Raw genomic sequence first — 16297 nt, forward strand, 5'->3', positions numbered from 1 at the left:
CGCTAGCACGTCCCCTCGTTAGGCATCGTCCATGCGTGATGATCGGTATGCAGCAATTCCTCGGCCAGCGGCGAGAGCGGCGCACCCAAGAACTCGCTATAGCACGCCTGGACATCGGGATTCTCATGCGAGAAGCGAATCTCGGCGTTCGCATCGAGGCCCCACAGCACCTGGCCGCGCTCGGCTGCCAGCTCACAGCCGTCATGGATGGGCTGACCGCCGCCACCGACACAGCCGCCCGGGCACGCCATGACCTCAACGAAGTCATAGCTCACGCGGCCGTCGCGAATCGCGTCGAGCAGGCGGGCGGCGTTGCCCAGCCCGTGCGCCACGGCGACGCGTACCTTGGTGCCATCGATATCGGCCACGGCCTCCTTCCAGCCGTCCAGGCCGCGCACATCGGTAAAGAAGTCGGCGTCGGGGTTCTTGCCCGTCACCAGGTAATAGGCCGAGCGCACGGCGGCCTCCATCACGCCGCCCGTGGCGCCAAAGATCACACCTGCGCCCGTGCCAAAGCCCAGCGGCGTGTCGAGCGGCTCCTCGGTAAGCGTGTCGACGCCCACGTGGCTCGCGCGGATCATGCGCACCATCTCGCGCACCGTCAGCGCAACATCTACGTCGGGCGCGCCGCCCTCGCCCACCATGCTCGGCAGCGCGCACTCGGCCTTCTTGGCCGTGCACGGCATAACGGACACCACGAACAGGCGCTCGGGCTCCACACCCAGCACCTTGGCGTAGTAGGTCTTGGCGATAGCGCCGAACATCTGCTGCGGCGACTTGGACGTGGACAGGCTGTCGACAAACTCCGGATAGCGCGCCTTCACAAAGCGTACCCAGCCCGGGCAGCAGCTCGTGAACATGGGCCAGCCGCGGCTGTCACCCTCGCCCTTGGCGGCCTTACCCAGGCGCTCGAGCAGCTCGGAGCCCTCCTCCATAATGGTGAGATCGGCCGAGAAGTCGGTGTCGAACACGTACTCAAAGCCCACGCGGCGCAGCGCACAGGCCAGGCGCTCGACGGTGGCCTCCTCGCGCGGAATGCCGAGCTCCTCGCCCCAGGCGCTACGCACGGCCGGCGCAATCTGCACCAGCACGATCTTGTCGGGATCGGCGATGGCATCGAACACGGTCTCGGTATCGTCACGCTCGCGCAGGGCGCCCGTCGGGCAATGCGTGATGCACTGGCCGCACGCGACGCAATCGGTCTTGCCGATCGGCGCACGCCCGCGGGTGCCCACGGCGGTATGCGTGGCGCGGTTGGTCAGATCCCAAATCCCTAAGCCCTGCACGCTCTCGCACACCTTGATGCAACGCATGCATTTAATGCACTTGTCGTTATCGCGGATGATGGGGAAATCGAAGTCCCAGCCCTCGCGTGCCAGGTGCTGCTCGTACGGCAGATAGAAGATGCCCAGGTCGTTGGCGATGGTCTGCAGGTTGCAGTTACCACTGCGCACGCAGCTCGTACAGCGCGAGTCGTGTTGGGACAGTAGCAGCTGCACGTTGGTGCGACGCGCCTCGCGGGCCTTGGGGCTGTTGGTGTGGACCACCATGCCGTCGAGCACGTAGTTGTTGCAGGCGGCAACCAGCTGGTCGCAGCCCTCAACCTCGACCACGCACACGCGGCAGCCGCCGATCTCGTTTAGATCGCGCAGGTAGCACAGGGTGGGAATCTGGATACCGACGGACTTGGCCGCGTCCAGGATCGTGGTGTGCTCGGGCACCACGACCTCGCAATTATCGATAGTGAGCTTGACCATGTTGAGTGCTCCGCTTTCGGTGTTGTCGCTGACAGTGGGGTTGTTGGGCTCTACCATTCCAGGTTCCTCCCTCCGCGGAACGCGCCAAAGCCAAAGTGGTCGCAACGCAGGCAGCGGCTTGCCTCCTGGCGTGCCTCCTCCTCGGTGAGGCCCTGCTCGACCAGATTCCAATCGTGGATGCGCTCGCCGGCCTCGCGCTCGCCCAGCTCGCAGCGGCCGCACTCGTGCTTGCCCTTAAACTGCACGGTCGGCAGCTCCACGTCGAGCTTTATCTTGTGGTCAAAGCCCAGGTAGCGGTCGATGTTTGCCGAAGCAACGCGACCGGCGTTGATCGCCCGGATGACGGTGGCGGGACCGGTCTGGCAGTCACCGCCGCTAAAGAGGCCATCGAAGTCGGGCACGGCGCCATCCGAATCGGTGACGATGCGACCCCACTTGCAGGCGATGCCCCTGTCCTCAAACGGCTTGGAATCGATGTCCTGGCCAATGGCCACAAACACGCGCTCGCAGGGACTGACGCGCTCGGGCGTGGCTGCGGCACGCGGAGCCGGACGTCCACGGCGGGGCTCGCCGATAATCTGCGGCTGCACGCGCAGGCCACTCACGCGACCGTCCTCGCCCGTCTCGATAGCGAGCGGTGCGGTGAGCTCCAGAACCTCGCACCCCTCGGCCTGGGCGCCGGCGATCTCGGCATCCTGGGCCGTCATGTCGCAGATGCGGCGGCGGTAGACGATGCTCACCTTTTCGGCACCGCAACGCACGGCAGAGCGCGCCACGTCCATGGCCACATTGCCGCCGCCGATGACGCACACGCGCTGGCCGCTCAGGTCGGGCAGTTCGTCGTCGCCGATGGCACGCAGCATCTTGACGGCCGACTCCACGCCGGGCGCCTCTTCGCCCGGAAGGCCGAGCTTCTTATCGCTGTGGGCGCCAATGGCTAGGTAGACGGCATCGAACTCGTCGCGCAGGCGGGCAAGCTCCTCGCCGTTGACGGAGTGGTCGAGTTCCACGTCGATGCCGGCGCTCAAGATCCAGTCGATCTCGGCCTGCAGGCGCTCGCGCGGCAGGCGGTAACTGGGGATGCCGTAGCGTAACATGCCGCCCAAGTGATGACGCTGCTCAAAGATCGTCACCTTATGGCCCATCACGGCCAGATAGTAGGCACAGGAAAGGCCGGCCGGGCCGCCGCCGATCACGGCAATGCGCTTGCCGGTGTTGTCGGCCACGCTGGGCTTGTAATCGTTGAGGTCGCTGTGCTCAACGGCAAAACGCTTGAGGGCGAGGATGTTCATGGGATCGTCGACCATGCCGCGACGGCAGTGCATCTCGCAGGGATGCTCGCACACCAAACCGCAGACGAGCGGCAGCGGGTTGTTCTTGCGGATGACCTTGACGGCATCGGCATAGCGGCCGGCCTCGACCAACGAAATGTAACCGGGAATGTCGACGTGCGCCGGGCAGCCCGAGACACACGGGACGCGAGCCTCGCGGTCAAAGCCGCAGGAGTGCTCGCGGATGTGGTGCTCAAAATCGTCGCGAAAGCCGCGAATAGCCGTGAGTGCCATGGCGCCGGCCTCGTAACCGATGGCGCAGTCGCTCGAAAGATAGATGGTGCGGGCCGTGCGCTCAATCAAGTTGAGCGTGGACTCGTCGGCGCGGCCCTCGAGCACATCGGCGAGCAGGTCGCTCAGCGCGCTCAGGCCCACGCGGCAGGGCGTGCACTTGCCGCAGCTCTGGGTGGAGCACAGGTTGACGAGCGCCGCCGTAAACTCGACGGGGCACGGGGCGAGCGAACTCACCGCCAGACGACGTCCGAGTGCATCGTGCAGGTCGTCCATGACGGCCTGAGCGTGGCTGCGTTCCATTACGTGCAGTCGAGCCATAAGATCCCCTCTCACATGGCAGCCCGGAGGCGAGGCCGGGCGAAATTGCTACACGCACAACACTGACCTAAAAAGTTGTGAGGTCTCCATACGGTTCGGCAGGCGGTATAAAATGTCACCCTCAGCGGTGAAATAGAACATTACCGCAGATAAATGCCATATTTGATAAAACGCGTTACCAAACGACAATGCCCCGCCCACGCAATCACGTGGGCGGGGCATTGCTTCAGGCATGCGGCCAGCGACCCTGTTGCTTTTACTTAAGCTCGGGCCAGTAACCCTTGTTGGCCTCGATCATGTCGTCGAGAACCTCCTTGGCGACCTTCATCGACGGCACGGTCTTGTTGAGCGTAAAGGCCTTAAGCGCCTTCTCGTACGAACCCTCGATCGTAGCCTCGACAATGAGCTTCTCGGAGTTCAGCTGCTGCATCATGAGGCCCTGCTGGAACAGCGGAATGTTGTCGCGGCTGATGACCTCGGGGCCGTTCTTGCCAATGTAGGCAGGCAGCTCGACCATAGCGTCGTAGGGCATGTTGGGGATGGCGCCCTTGTTCTCGCAAATGACCAGGAAGCGCTGCTTGGTGTCGTTCTTCAGAGCGATAGCCAGATCGGCAATCCAGTCGCCGTGGCTGCCCGCATAGAACGTGCTCTCGTCGATCTCGCCCGTCTTCTCGTAATGGTCGATACCATCAAAGAGGTTCTTCTCACGCGTCTCCTCAACCTCGTTAGCACGGGTGCGCTCGGGGTTGGAGTGCTCGACGAACTCCTTCTGCTGCAGGTAGTAGTTCAGATACGTGTTGGGCAGGTACTCCGGGAAGCACTCCATGATCTCGTACTCGCCCTTCCAGACGTAGTACCAGCTGCCCTTGGTGTGGCGGTTCTGCTCGGGGTGCTCGTCGACGGCCTCCTCGGGCTTCTTTGCCATGAGCGAGCCCATGCCCTTGAGGTAAGAGTCGGGCAGCAGAATCTCATGCTCCTTGATGTACTCGCGCAGCTGCGGGAGCACCTCCTCGCCCTTGTGGCGGATCGAGGTGAACCAACCAAAGTGGTTGAGGCCAAAGTAATCGTACTCGACATCCTTCTTGTCGATATCGAGCGCGGCGCAAACCACGTCGATGATCGCGATCGGCATGTCGCAGATGTTGATGATGCGAGCGTTGGGACGCAGCACGCGGCAGCCCTCGGAGACGATGGCGGCAGGGTTGGAGTAGTTGAGAATCCAGTAGTCCTTCTTGGCGTACTTCTCAACGTCATCGATCAGCTCGACCATGGGGAAGATGGTGCGCATGCCGTAGGCAAGGCCGCCGCAACCGCAAGTCTCCTGACCCACGCAGCCGTGACGCAGCGGAATCTTCTCGTCCTGCTCGCGCATGGCGTAGCCGCCCACGCGCATCTGGGCAAACACGAAGCTCGCGTCGGTAAAAGCCGTCTTTTTGTCGGTGGTCACCGTGAGCTTGATGTCCAGGCCGAGGTCCTCGTGCAAAATCCAGTCCACGAGCACGCCGATCTTGCGCTGGCGCTCCTCGTTGATGTCGTACAGACGAATCTCGTCAACGTCGAGCTCGTCCTTGCGCAGGGCGATGGACTTGACGATGCCGGGGGTAAAGGTGGATCCGCCACCACACAGAGTAATGATCATTGTTTACTGCTCCTTCTCAATTGCGTTTTCGACCTTGTCGCGCATCTCGGCGACCTTCATGCCAAAGATGATCTGGATATTATTGCCGTTGCGGTTGATGCCGCTGTTGGGCACGTGGTTGATGAGGTCCTCATTGATGAGGTCCGGGTTCTTAACGTTCACGCGGAGACGCGTAAAGCAGTTCTCGAGCTCCTCGATGTTGTCCTTGCCACCAAGACCTGCAACCAGGTCGGCAATGCCCGCATCGACGCCCTCTGCGGGAGCCGCGGCAACAGCGCCCTGCTTCACCGCGACAGACGCGGCGGCCTCGCCCTCGGCAACGGACTCGGCGAGCTCGGACTCCTCCTCGCGACCAGGCGTGTGGAGGTTGAGCTTCTTGATGAGGAAGGTGAAGAGGAAGAAGTACAGAGCGGCGTTAACGACTCCAAGCACCAGCATAACCGGCCAGTTGGTCTTGTCGACACCGAGGACCAGGTTGGAAACCACGATGTTGATGATGCCGCCTGCAGTCGAAGCGGGCACGGAGAGGACCTTGAGCAGGACCAGGAAGATGCCGGAAAGAACCGAGTGAACGACAAAGAGCACGGGAGCGGCAAAGACAAAGAGGAAGTCCATGGGCTCGGTCACGCAGGAGAGCACGGCGGTGATGATCAGCGGGATGATAACGGCCTTGGTCTTATCCTTGTTCCCCTTGTAAGCGGTGACGATAAAGGCGAGACCGATACCGATGTAGGGCCACAGGTTGTTGAAGGTGTAGCTGTTGAAGTAGGTGCTATCGGAGAAGGGCTGGCCCGTCATTGCCATCTCGGCGACACGGATGGGGTAGGCGCCGGCGATAACCTGATCGCCCAGTGTCAGGGTGCCACCCACATCGGAGAACTGGAACGGGGTGTAGATGAGGTGGTGCAGACCGGTGGGAACGAGCAGCTTGTTGAGCATGCCATAGATAAACAGACCGACGTTGCCCGACTCCTTAATAATGCCGGCAACGGAGGAGATGGCGCCCTGAACCGGAGGCCAAACGATGCAGAAGCCAGCGCCCATGATCCAGGAAATGATGATCATGATCAGGAACGGAAAGCGAACGCCCGAGAACATCGAAAGGGCAATGGGGAACTGCTTGTTCGAGTACTTGTTGAACACGGCACCGGTGATGCAACCGAGAATGATGCCGCCAAACACGCCGGTATCGAGCACCTGAATGCCCATAACGGTGGCCTGGCCGGTTCCGGTAAGGCCGAGCATACCGCTCGCATCGGCAAGAGAGCCGGTGGCGTTGAGCACGATGTTGTTAGCCTGCAGGAACAGGAAGAACGACATCAGGGCGATCAGCGAAGCATGGCCCTTGTTCTTCTTTGCCATGGCGCCGGCGATGCCAACGCAGAACAGAATCGAGAGGTTGTTGATGATAAACATCAGCGACTGATAGACAACGGCGCCCACAAGCTGGAACGGACCGAAGCCCAGCACGGGGATCATGGCGCAGATGGTCTTGTTTGTCAGAATGATGCCCACGATGAGCAGGATGCCGGCAACCGAGAGATACATCATCGGCTGAACGATCGACTTCGCGAACACCTCCAACGGCGCTTTGAAATTGAACTTCTTTTTTGCGGTCATAGCGGTACTCCCCTTCCTTTTCCGCAAATTAAGACAGATGTGCCCTGGGCAAGACCGTAAGCCTTGCCTTATACCAATCGATGTGTGGGCACGTTATGCCTAGAGACCAGGTTCTCCAAGCAGGTTAACAATGTGATATGCGAGATAGCTCTTCTCGGCATTGGTAACGACAACGTTATAGGTAGACGACAAGTGAGCGGCTATAGCGTCCGCGCACGAGAATGCGCACGGATACGCCGTTTCATCGATTCGGAACAGTGCGTCTCCGTTGATTTGCCCGGCCGTAGGATCGAGCGCTCGCTGTGCGAAAAATTGCAGGTGACGAACGAAACGTTCGTAAGGCAGCGAGGTGTCGTCGAGGGTCGTGGCATAGCGCTCAGAAACAATCGCGAGCACGTCGCGAACAAGCTGGACCGAAACGATCAGACGATCAGAGCGTTGCGGCATGGTGGCGTTGACGATATGCAAGGTAATGAAACCCTGCTCTTCTTCGCTCATCTGGATGCCCATATACTCCTTGATAATCTGCAGCGCACGGCCCGCAAGTGCATACTCCTTGCGATAGAACTGCTGGATCTCGAGCAGCAACGGATTCTCACAGGGGACGCCCTTGCGCTCGCGCTCCAAAGCAAGGCTGATATGGTCTGCGAGAGCAATGAGAATCTTATCGTTGATGTCGGCATTGAGCTCTCGACGAAGCATCTGAACGATTTCCTCGGAAATCACGAGGTTGACGGTGGGGATGGACTCCAAAAGATGTGCCAAGCGGTCGATCGTACGCGAGTCCTGAGAAGTTCCCTCCTGCAACGCGTAGGTCTTTTCGATCGACGCCTCGTCGATGGCATCGCCGGCATGACGGCCAAAGCAGAGGCCTCGACCGATGACGATGAGCTCGGAGCCATCGTCCGAAGTGACCATTGCGACGTTGTTGTTAAAAACTCGCTTGATAACCACGGTACCCACCACAAGAATTTACTCGGAAAACCAGACGACAGGCTCTTTAACAGCAACAGGGCCGGAAGCATGCTCACGAAGAGTCGAGTTCTCCGAACGCTCACACACGATAACGAAGACCGTGGGATCAAAGCCGGCAGCGCGAACCACGTCGAAATCGACCTCGACGAGGGGCTGGCCCGCGTCGACATGGTCACCCTGGGCAACAAGCGCATGGAAGCCCTTGCCCTCAAGCTTAACAGTGTCGATTCCGATGTGCAGCATCACCTGAGCAGAGCTGTCGTCGGACATGATGCCCAGCGCGTGCTCAGTCGGAAACAGCGCCGCGACGGTGCCGGAAACAGGAGCGCACACCGTTCCCTCTTGGGGAACCACGGCAACGCCATCACCCACCGCACGGCTGCTAAAAGCGGGGTCATTGGTTTTTTCTAGATTAACAAGCTCGCCGGAAACAGGGGCGAGGATTTCGAACTCGGAAGTCGCAGTCGCCTGCTTATCCGAGCCACCCATAAGGCGAGAAAAGAAACCCATGGTGACATGTCCCTTCATAAATATAGCCCAACCAAAATCAATCGAATGCGCCCATTGAGACGCACCCGTTCAAAGACTTTGGTTAGGCCCATGTCCGAGGGGACTCGGTAACCTTCCGCATTTCTTTTTACGGGGGTTATTGTAGGCAACAACAAAGCCAGAATAGTCATTATGACCGGCGAGCGGTATTTTTTCTTCGATAAACGGTATTTAAGCGGCACTTAGGGACGTTCCTTTTCTGCCGGCACTCGGGAACACTCCTCACTCTGGTGCATTGGGGACAGGTTACTTTGCACCAATCATGAGTTGCGGTGAAATAGGGACTGCAAAGCCGCTCAAAAGGCCAAAACAGTCCGTATTCCACCGCAACTTCAAGACGTTGATGCAGATTAACCTGGCCCCATTGCACCAATTTCGTATGCGCTAGATAAAGAGCTCGCATTCCTTCCGCACGACGCAAACCTTGCTCAGCATCTGGGAAACAGCGGATAGCTTGTTGGGATCAGCCTTACGAGCACCTCGCGGACATACGGCAATGCAGCGCATGCAGGAGATGCACGCCTCGCCAGCTGCTCGTTTGGGGTCACCCTTGTCGATAGCACAAACGGGGCACGCCGCGGCGCATGCACCGCAGGAAACGCAATCCTCTGTTGCCTCGGGTGCCATGCGGTGACCTCCAGCTTGTTTATAAGGACGATTGCCGGGGATAGAGGGCTCGGACGCATCCTCAGCCAACAGCTTTTGCTGAATTTGCTGAGCAAACTCAGCAAGCTGCGCCGCATCCTGCGCATCCGGACGACCGGCAGCAAACTGTCGCGCAATGGAATGTTCTGCAATGGCCGCAACTGCCGCGATCACCCGGAATCCCGCATGCTTCGCAACGTCCTCCAGCTCTACGAGCGTGTCCTCAAACGCGCGGTTTCCGTATACACAAACCAAAACAGCCCGAGCCCCGTTGCCGCGCACCATGCCCAACCGGTCAGCCACCACAGCCGGGATTCTACCGGCATACGCCGGCACAGAGATTACGGCCACGTCGTCCTCGGTCATCGAGACAGCGCTGAAATCTAGCCCGCTATCGGTCAGATCGACGGTAACGGTATTCTTGTCCAGTGCCCCGGCCACAAGGCCAGACACCTTCTGCGTTCCACCCGTCGGACTAAACACAATTTCGAATACGCTCATCGAGGCACCCTCCCCTACGCCTGGCAACGCGTCAAGCCGCTTTCACATCCAGCCAGAGTATACGGCACGTGGGGTCCCCGTTTTGATGCACCAAGCACCCCAATGCACCCACCCTACACTGTCTGCCTCTTCGTTTTGTATAAATTACGGTACAAATTGTATATATTTACGAGATACCGCTGTGTTCTCCCGAGGTACCCCATCCTAGCCCGTGCAAAAAACGGAGTATTCTGCAACGTAACCACGCCAGCACCGCCGCGGGTGGGCAAAACTGTAGGGCGCCGTATCATTCTAAGTCCCGATATGGCGAGAATGACGCGCCCCTGCTCCGGAAAACGGCGAAATCTGACTCAGAACGCTCGCCAGGGATATCCGAAGGCCACCGTTGGCGACGTCGGATCATATGCAGACAACTCGAACTGCAGAATACTCCAAAAAATGCACGGCGCACCCCATGGGACCCATTGCCGCATGGCAGAAAACAGGTCCACGGCATCCTCTAGATGCATTCCCGAGGAAATCACATTTGAACTAGCGATCGGATACGACAAACAAAAAGGGCCCCGAGCGTAGTTGCTCGGGACCCTTGGTTCACCTCGCTCTAGCGGGCGATGCGTATGTTACTTGCGCTTGCCGCCGCCGTCACCGGGACGACGGGAGCTGCTACCACGCTTGCCGCCACGGCTGTTGCCATAGCTGCCGCGGTTATCGCGACCGCCGGCGCGGCCGCCACGGGAACCGGCCTGGTTGCCGCCGCGACCACCACGGTAGCCGCCGCGACGCTCTTCGCGGGTATCGTCGTAGTTGCGCCAGTCATCGCGACGATCGCGGCTGGCACGCGGATCACGACGGTCGCGCAACTCGTTAGAACGACCAGCGCCGCCGCGGCCGCCATTGCCGCGAGCACCCTCGCGACGCTCGCCGCCGCGGCTACCGCGCTCTTCAAAGCGCTTGCCGCCACGGGACTCACCGCCACGGGCAGCACGCTCACCACGACCCTCGCCGCCGCGACGCTCGTCACGGCCGCCGCGCTCGTCATCACGACCGGAACGACGGCGGTCGCCCGAACCGCGCTTGCCACCGCGCGAACCGCGGCCCTCGTCCTCGCGCTCGACACGACGACGGCCACCGCGATCCTCGTCCTCGCGGCGGCGGCGATGTGCCTCGCCCTGGAACTGCTTGGCACGACGCTCGGCACGGTTGCCACGCGGGGCCTGCTCGACAGCACCGCCGCGCTCCTCGGCAGCCACCTCGCGGGCCACGCTCTCAACAGCCTCGTCCACGCGAGCCTGAACGCCTTCGCGCACGCGGGTCTTGCCGCCGCGCTTGGGACGGCTCGGACGCTCGCCATCGCCGCGACGCTCGTCGCGACCGCAGTTGGAACGACCGGCCACATCGCCGTAGTCATCGCCGTTGCGTTTGCCGTCGCGACGCGCCTGCTCAAGCTTCTTCTTGCTCTTGGACTTGCCGCGCTTGGTCTTCTTCTTCACCTTAAAGGCCGCAGGATCGCGCTCGGGGTCAACCGCGGGCGGATTGGGGCCCACATGCAGGTCGCCGGCCTCGTAGATGTCGGCGGTCTTGTCCATGAGCTTCTCGATCTCGTAGAACTCATCGACATCCTGCTCGGTCACAAACGTGATGGCCCAGCCCAGCTCGCCGGCACGACCCGTACGGCCAATACGGTGGATGTAGTCGGTCGGCTCGGCCGGCACGTCAAAGTTCACGACGTAGCGCACGTCGCTGATGTCGATGCCGCGGGCGAGCACGTCGGTCGCCACCAACACGTCGACGGTGCCGTCGCGGAAGGCCGAAAGGGCACGCTCGCGCTGGGCCTGGCTGCGGTTGCCGTGAATCGCGGCGGCCTTGATGCCCTTGCGCTCCAGACGACGGCAGCAGCTGTCGGCGCGGTGCTTGGTACGCATAAAGACGATGGTGCGCTCCGGGCCCTCCTTTTTGAGGAACTCGGGCAACAGGTTATTCTTGGCCTCGATGGACACCGGGAACACAAACTGGTCGACGGTGTCGGCGGTCGACGTGGCAGGTGCGATCTCCACGCGGGCCGGGTCGCTCACCAGGTCGGTGATCTCGCCCACGGCCTCCTCGTCGAGGGTCGCCGAGAACAGCAGCGTCTGACGCTCGGCCGGCGTCTCGCGCACAATGCGCCGGACGGCGGGCAAAAAGCCCATGTCGAGCATACGGTCGGCCTCGTCGAGCACCAGGACCTTAACCTCGTCCAGGTGGCAGGCGCCCTGCTCGATCAGATCGACCAGACGGCCCGGCGTTGCGACCAGGATGTCGCAGCCGTACTTAAGTGCCGCGGTCTGCGGCTTGTAGCTCACGCCGCCCACGACGGTCACGGCAACATGGCCGGTGACGTCGGCGATTTTGCTTGCGACCTCGTCGATTTGCTGGGCAAGCTCGCGCGTAGGGGTGATGACGAGCATCACGGGGCCGCGACCGTTGCCCTCGGGCTTTTTAGCACCGCGACGACGGTTGCGGCCGCCGCGCTCGCGCACGGGTTTGGGAGGAGCGATGTGCTCCAGATTGTTCATGGTCGGCAGCAAAAAGGCGGCCGTCTTGCCGGTGCCGGTCTGAGCGGCGGCAAGCAGGTCGCGGCCCTCGAGCACCACGGGGATGGAGCCGGCCTGCACGGGCGTCGGCGCCGTGTAGCCCAGGTTCTCGATAGCACGAAGCATCTCGTCGGAGAGGCCCAGCTCGTCAAAGGCGGGCAGGCTCTCGGTAGCGGACTCGACGGCCTGGGCAGCATTGGCCTCATCGGCGGCATCGAAGGCAGCCTGGGTCATGGCCTCGCGGGTCTCGTCCAGAATCTCGGCGTCCGTGACGTCGGATACAGAATTACGCATATGTCGTTGTTCCTTATCTGCACGCGTTATGGGCACGGCATGCGGCCGCGCGGGCGTGCTTGGTAGTGCGCTAATACATACAAAAACGGGTGCGCACAGAGAGGACGTTGCTCAGCACGCTGGCGATCGCTTTGGCAGCCCTATCACGCGCCGTCCAGACGCAGCAGCTCTAAGCGATGGAGCAGATTCGCCGCCGGTTAGTATACCCGTGCTTCGCATGCCCCCACGTAAACCACAGATGACGAGGCGGACGGGGCGGGCCTGGCTGATTGTCTCAATCTGTAACATCTACAGGGCAAATCTTCCTCTACGTGTTACAGATCGAGACAAACGGTCGACACGGCTCACAAACGTCTCAATCTGTAACAGTTAACGAGTAAAATCGGCCCTAATTGTTATAGATCAAGACAGAGGGGGATTTCCGTTCAATCCAAACCAAATCTCTCGGTCTTCCTGCAATTTCGAACATGTGGCCTATAATGTTGCTTTGGTTACGCTATATATTGCGCAACCATTTAATACGTCGCCCACCGGGGGCCATTAATTCCTATCGCCATATTGGCTAGGAAGCAATCAAAGGAGGTATCCGTGGCAGCAGAGACGCCTTGCTCGGTCCTCTATAACGATATTCGCTCGTTCGGCGGTCTTAAACATCTCGAGATCGCCCGAATGCTCATCAATGGAAACTCCTATCTCGGCAGTACCCTGCTCGAGAAATGCTCTTCCAACCGCTCGTATCTCACCCGTTTCATCGTCCATCGCAAGCCTGACCAGTGCGCGCCCGCCATCTACAGCGACTTTACCGTCACCACGCTCAACCTTTCCGCGGCAATCTGCAGCAAGCTCGGCGGCGGCGAGTCCGCCTATCAGGCAATCGCCGAGCACTATCGCGGTCCGGCCGCCAACGAAATGATGTCGGCTCTCGCCAGCTACAAGCTGGACAGCCGCCTATATGCAAATGCCCTCAATCGCATCGACAACTTTGACGGCAATGCCGTGCGCGAGAAAAGCACGCTTTACCTTATGCTCTTTGTGGCAACGGGGGCGCTCGCCGATCCCGTTCAGGGCGTGGCCACCGTCGAGCGCTTTTGCGACAGCAAGACGGGCGGGCACTTTGGCACCACCGAAACTACCGTCGGACGTGGCTTTATGAGCAGCCTGGAGCAGCCGCACACCGTCGCTCCCAACCTCGGTCTGCTCAGAACCCATGCCGACAACTGCGCCGACATGCAAATCCATCCCCTCACACGCGATCCGCGCGGCACCGTGATTGGTTCTTTGCCCAAAACCTCGCCCAGCATCACCGATGTAGGCGCCGACGCCTCGCGCGAGCATCTTCGTATTTGGCTCGAGGGTGAGCACTGGTACGCCCAGGGCCTTGGATCGACCAACGGCACAGTGCTCGAATCGGGCGCGGGCGACGGCGATATTGTGATTGAGCCGCCGCGCGACCAACGCGAACCCGGCAAAGTCTATCCCCCCGTGGAAATCGCCAACAGCGACAGGCTCCATCTGGGTCTCTACACGACATTCCTTGTCATTGTGGACTAGCACGGACAGCGATCGGAAGACGGTCGCCGTCCGTCTTTCGTCTTCTACCTTCTGCGTCGTAAACGACAATACTCAGCGGTACACGTGAGCAGTGCGGCTATCATGGTACTTTACCGATATCCGCACTGCTCACGTGTACGCGCGGCAACCCATGCCAGACAAAGGAACGCCATGGATACTACCGATAGCGCCTATGGCGACAAACTCATCCGTCTCGATACGTTCGATACCGCCGTGGCGGTCGACCCCAGCGCCGAGGACGACGCCAAACGTCGGTTTATGACGCTTATTCTCCAGACGGCCCACCGCAACAACGGCAACATCGGGCACGTGCTGCGCGCGACCAACACGAGCGGCGAGGTCTTTGCCGTCAAGCTGCTCAAGGACAACGCTATCCTTTCCGGCCAAGCCCCCGACCGCTCCGCCGAGCAATCGGCAGCGCACCTGGCCAGCACCGCCGCGCTGTTCGAGGAGTACCGTCATCTGTGTACCGTCTCGCACCTGCGCGGATTTCCGCGCGTCTATGGCTACGGATCGTGCGAGGATGACCCTCTCATCCTCATGGAGTGGGTCGAGGGCACCTCGCTCAAGCAGGCGCTGCCCCTGCTTCCGCACGACGCCTCGGGCGGGCTGACCACCCAGATGGTCGCCGCCGTCGGAAACGCCGTGCTTCGTGCGCTCTTGATGACCCAAGGCCTCGTGAATCCGGTCATCCATCGCGACCTGTCGCCTGCCAATATCATGTTCCGCACCACCAGCCGAACGCTCGAGCAGCAGATTGCTGATTGTTCCTTTGACCCCTGCCTCATCGACATGGGTTCCGCGACCATGGCTCTCGGCGACGACACGATCACCCGGCGCGCCGACATCTGGCGTTTTGCCACGCCCGCATACGCCGCGCCCGAGATGCTCACGCAGGATATCGAAGGCATCGCGGCCCTTCGCCGTTCGCCGGCAATCGACGTCTATGCGCTTTCGAGCATTCTGTACCAGCTCTACAGCGGTCGCAAACCGTTTGACTTTGAGTCGACGGACGCCGCTGCAACCGGCTCGTTCTATCTCGTAAAGACCAAGACCAAGCCGGCACCGCTCGAGCCGCGCTGCGAGGGCGATGAGGCGCTCGTCCAGATCATCATGAAGGGTCTCTCAGTCGAGCAGTGCGATCGTCCCACCGAGCAGCAGATGCTCGAGGTGCTCTCGGCATACCTCACCGACGCCGAATCCGAAGGCCGCGAAGGTGCAGGAGACGAGGCCGCAATTGATATCGATTCTGGCACGCACCTTAAGGTCGACGTCGCCGGCGAGCGCGCACGAGAGATCCTGAATCAGGCCCGCCACGATGCCATGACCCGCCGCCGCTTTATTATCGGCGGCGCTATCGCAGCCGTTGCGGGGCTCAGCGTTATCGGGGCGGCAACCCATGGCTTTGGCATCCCCGACTACCTCGACGGCATCCGCGGTTCACTTGACGACTACACCTGGGATCAGCTGCAGGAGATTTCGCTCAAGATTAAGGCCGCCGAGACCCGTAGCGAGGCACGCGAGATTGCCAAGCGCTATCACCTGCTCGATGCCGATGGGCATATCCCCTATCCGTGTACCAAGCGCGTGAAACTCACCAACGGGCTGGAGGTCGGCGCGCAGCTTGTGGGCATCCGTCACGATGAGCTTCTGGACGGGACGGGCAAGGCCGGACTGACGTTTATGTTCGACGCGGGTATTGCCGAGCGCAACGCTGCGGCTGAACCGCCGAGCGCCGGCTGGGCAGTTTGCGAGCTGCGGGAATGGCTCGACGGCGACGGCCTTAAGCTGCTGCCCAACAAGTTGCGCGCGCTCATCAAATCTGTCAAAAAGGTCTCGAATAACGCTGGCGCCGCCAACAGTGCATCGTGTCTGAGCGAGTTGCCCGCAACCCTTTGGCTGCCCGCCATGGTCGAGCTGTGCGGTACGCAGCCGCCCGATTCGTTTGCCAAGGACTATCACTACCTGGCAGAAATCTACAACGGCGAGGGCAAGGAGTATCAGCTCTTCCGCGAGCTCAAGGTGAGCCCGTATTCCACGAACGAGACGATGGTCCGCCAGTGGAAGGGCAAGGACACCTGCTGGTGGGAGCGCACGGTGAGCCCCGACTCATCGGAGACCGAAGGCACGCTCTACATAAACCGTGTGGGCCACGACGGCGACGTCTTTACGTACGCAACGCCTGCGGAAAAGCCAAACAAGCTAACCTGTGTGATTCCCGGGTTCTGTATCTAGGCGGCGGGCGTCTTGCCGTGACGGGACCCCTCCCCGGCAGTTGTCTCGATTTGTAAC

General features: G+C 60.9%; 10 protein-coding genes. 2 read left to right on the plus strand and 8 right to left on the minus strand.

Translation table 11 applies throughout. The annotated features are described in order from the left end of the window. Positions 1-2 precede the first annotated feature (2 nt). From AB5767_RS03380 to AB5767_RS03415, 8 genes are all read right to left on the minus strand, one after another. Positions 3-1814 carry an NADH-dependent [FeFe] hydrogenase, group A6 gene (locus AB5767_RS03380; RefSeq protein ID WP_438266049.1) on the minus strand — a complete coding sequence of 604 codons (1812 nt, stop codon included), beginning with the start codon at positions 1812-1814 and terminating at the stop codon, positions 3-5. Next, positions 1808-3640 (minus strand): NAD(P)-binding protein, encoded by a 1833-nt coding sequence (locus AB5767_RS03385; protein ID WP_368131330.1) that lies wholly within the window; start codon positions 3638-3640, stop codon positions 1808-1810. The genes AB5767_RS03380 and AB5767_RS03385 overlap by 7 nt, the downstream gene beginning before the upstream one ends. 256 nt (positions 3641-3896) lie before the next feature. After that, complete coding sequence (locus AB5767_RS03390) at positions 3897-5279, minus strand: 6-phospho-alpha-glucosidase (RefSeq protein WP_117769499.1); 1383 nt, start codon at positions 5277-5279, stop codon at positions 3897-3899. A 3-nt stretch (positions 5280-5282) separates the two neighbouring features. Continuing rightward, on the minus strand, positions 5283-6899 hold the full coding sequence (locus tag AB5767_RS03395; RefSeq protein WP_368131329.1) for a PTS transporter subunit EIIC: 1617 nt from the start codon (positions 6897-6899) through the stop codon (positions 5283-5285). Between the two features lie 99 nt (positions 6900-6998). After that, the gene (locus AB5767_RS03400; protein ID WP_368131328.1) at positions 6999-7853 is read right to left on the minus strand and encodes a PRD domain-containing protein; all 855 of its coding nucleotides are present in this window, start codon (positions 7851-7853) and stop codon (positions 6999-7001) included. 18 nt (positions 7854-7871) lie between these two features. Beyond that, positions 7872-8384: a PTS sugar transporter subunit IIA gene (locus tag AB5767_RS03405; protein ID WP_368131327.1), complete on the minus strand. Its 513-nt coding sequence runs from the start codon at positions 8382-8384 to the stop codon at positions 7872-7874. Positions 8385-8807: 423 nt separating this feature from the next. Beyond that, the gene (locus AB5767_RS03410) at positions 8808-9569 is read right to left on the minus strand and encodes a 4Fe-4S dicluster domain-containing protein (protein WP_368131326.1); all 762 of its coding nucleotides are present in this window, start codon (positions 9567-9569) and stop codon (positions 8808-8810) included. 620 nt (positions 9570-10189) lie between these two features. Continuing rightward, positions 10190-12433, minus strand: coding sequence for a DEAD/DEAH box helicase (locus AB5767_RS03415; RefSeq protein ID WP_368131325.1), 2244 nt, complete (start codon positions 12431-12433; stop codon positions 10190-10192). Between the two features lie 588 nt (positions 12434-13021). On the opposite strand from AB5767_RS03415, the gene AB5767_RS03420 reads away from it, so the two are divergent. After that, positions 13022-13984: an FHA domain-containing protein gene (locus tag AB5767_RS03420; protein ID WP_368131324.1), complete on the plus strand. Its 963-nt coding sequence runs from the start codon at positions 13022-13024 to the stop codon at positions 13982-13984. A 171-nt stretch (positions 13985-14155) separates the two neighbouring features. Next, positions 14156-16240 carry a protein kinase domain-containing protein gene (locus tag AB5767_RS03425; protein WP_368131323.1) on the plus strand — a complete coding sequence of 695 codons (2085 nt, stop codon included), beginning with the start codon at positions 14156-14158 and terminating at the stop codon, positions 16238-16240. Positions 16241-16297 lie beyond the last annotated feature (57 nt).

The sequence above is a fragment of the Collinsella aerofaciens genome (assembly GCF_040926265.1).
Taxonomy (GTDB): domain Bacteria; phylum Actinomycetota; class Coriobacteriia; order Coriobacteriales; family Coriobacteriaceae; genus Collinsella; species Collinsella aerofaciens_BB.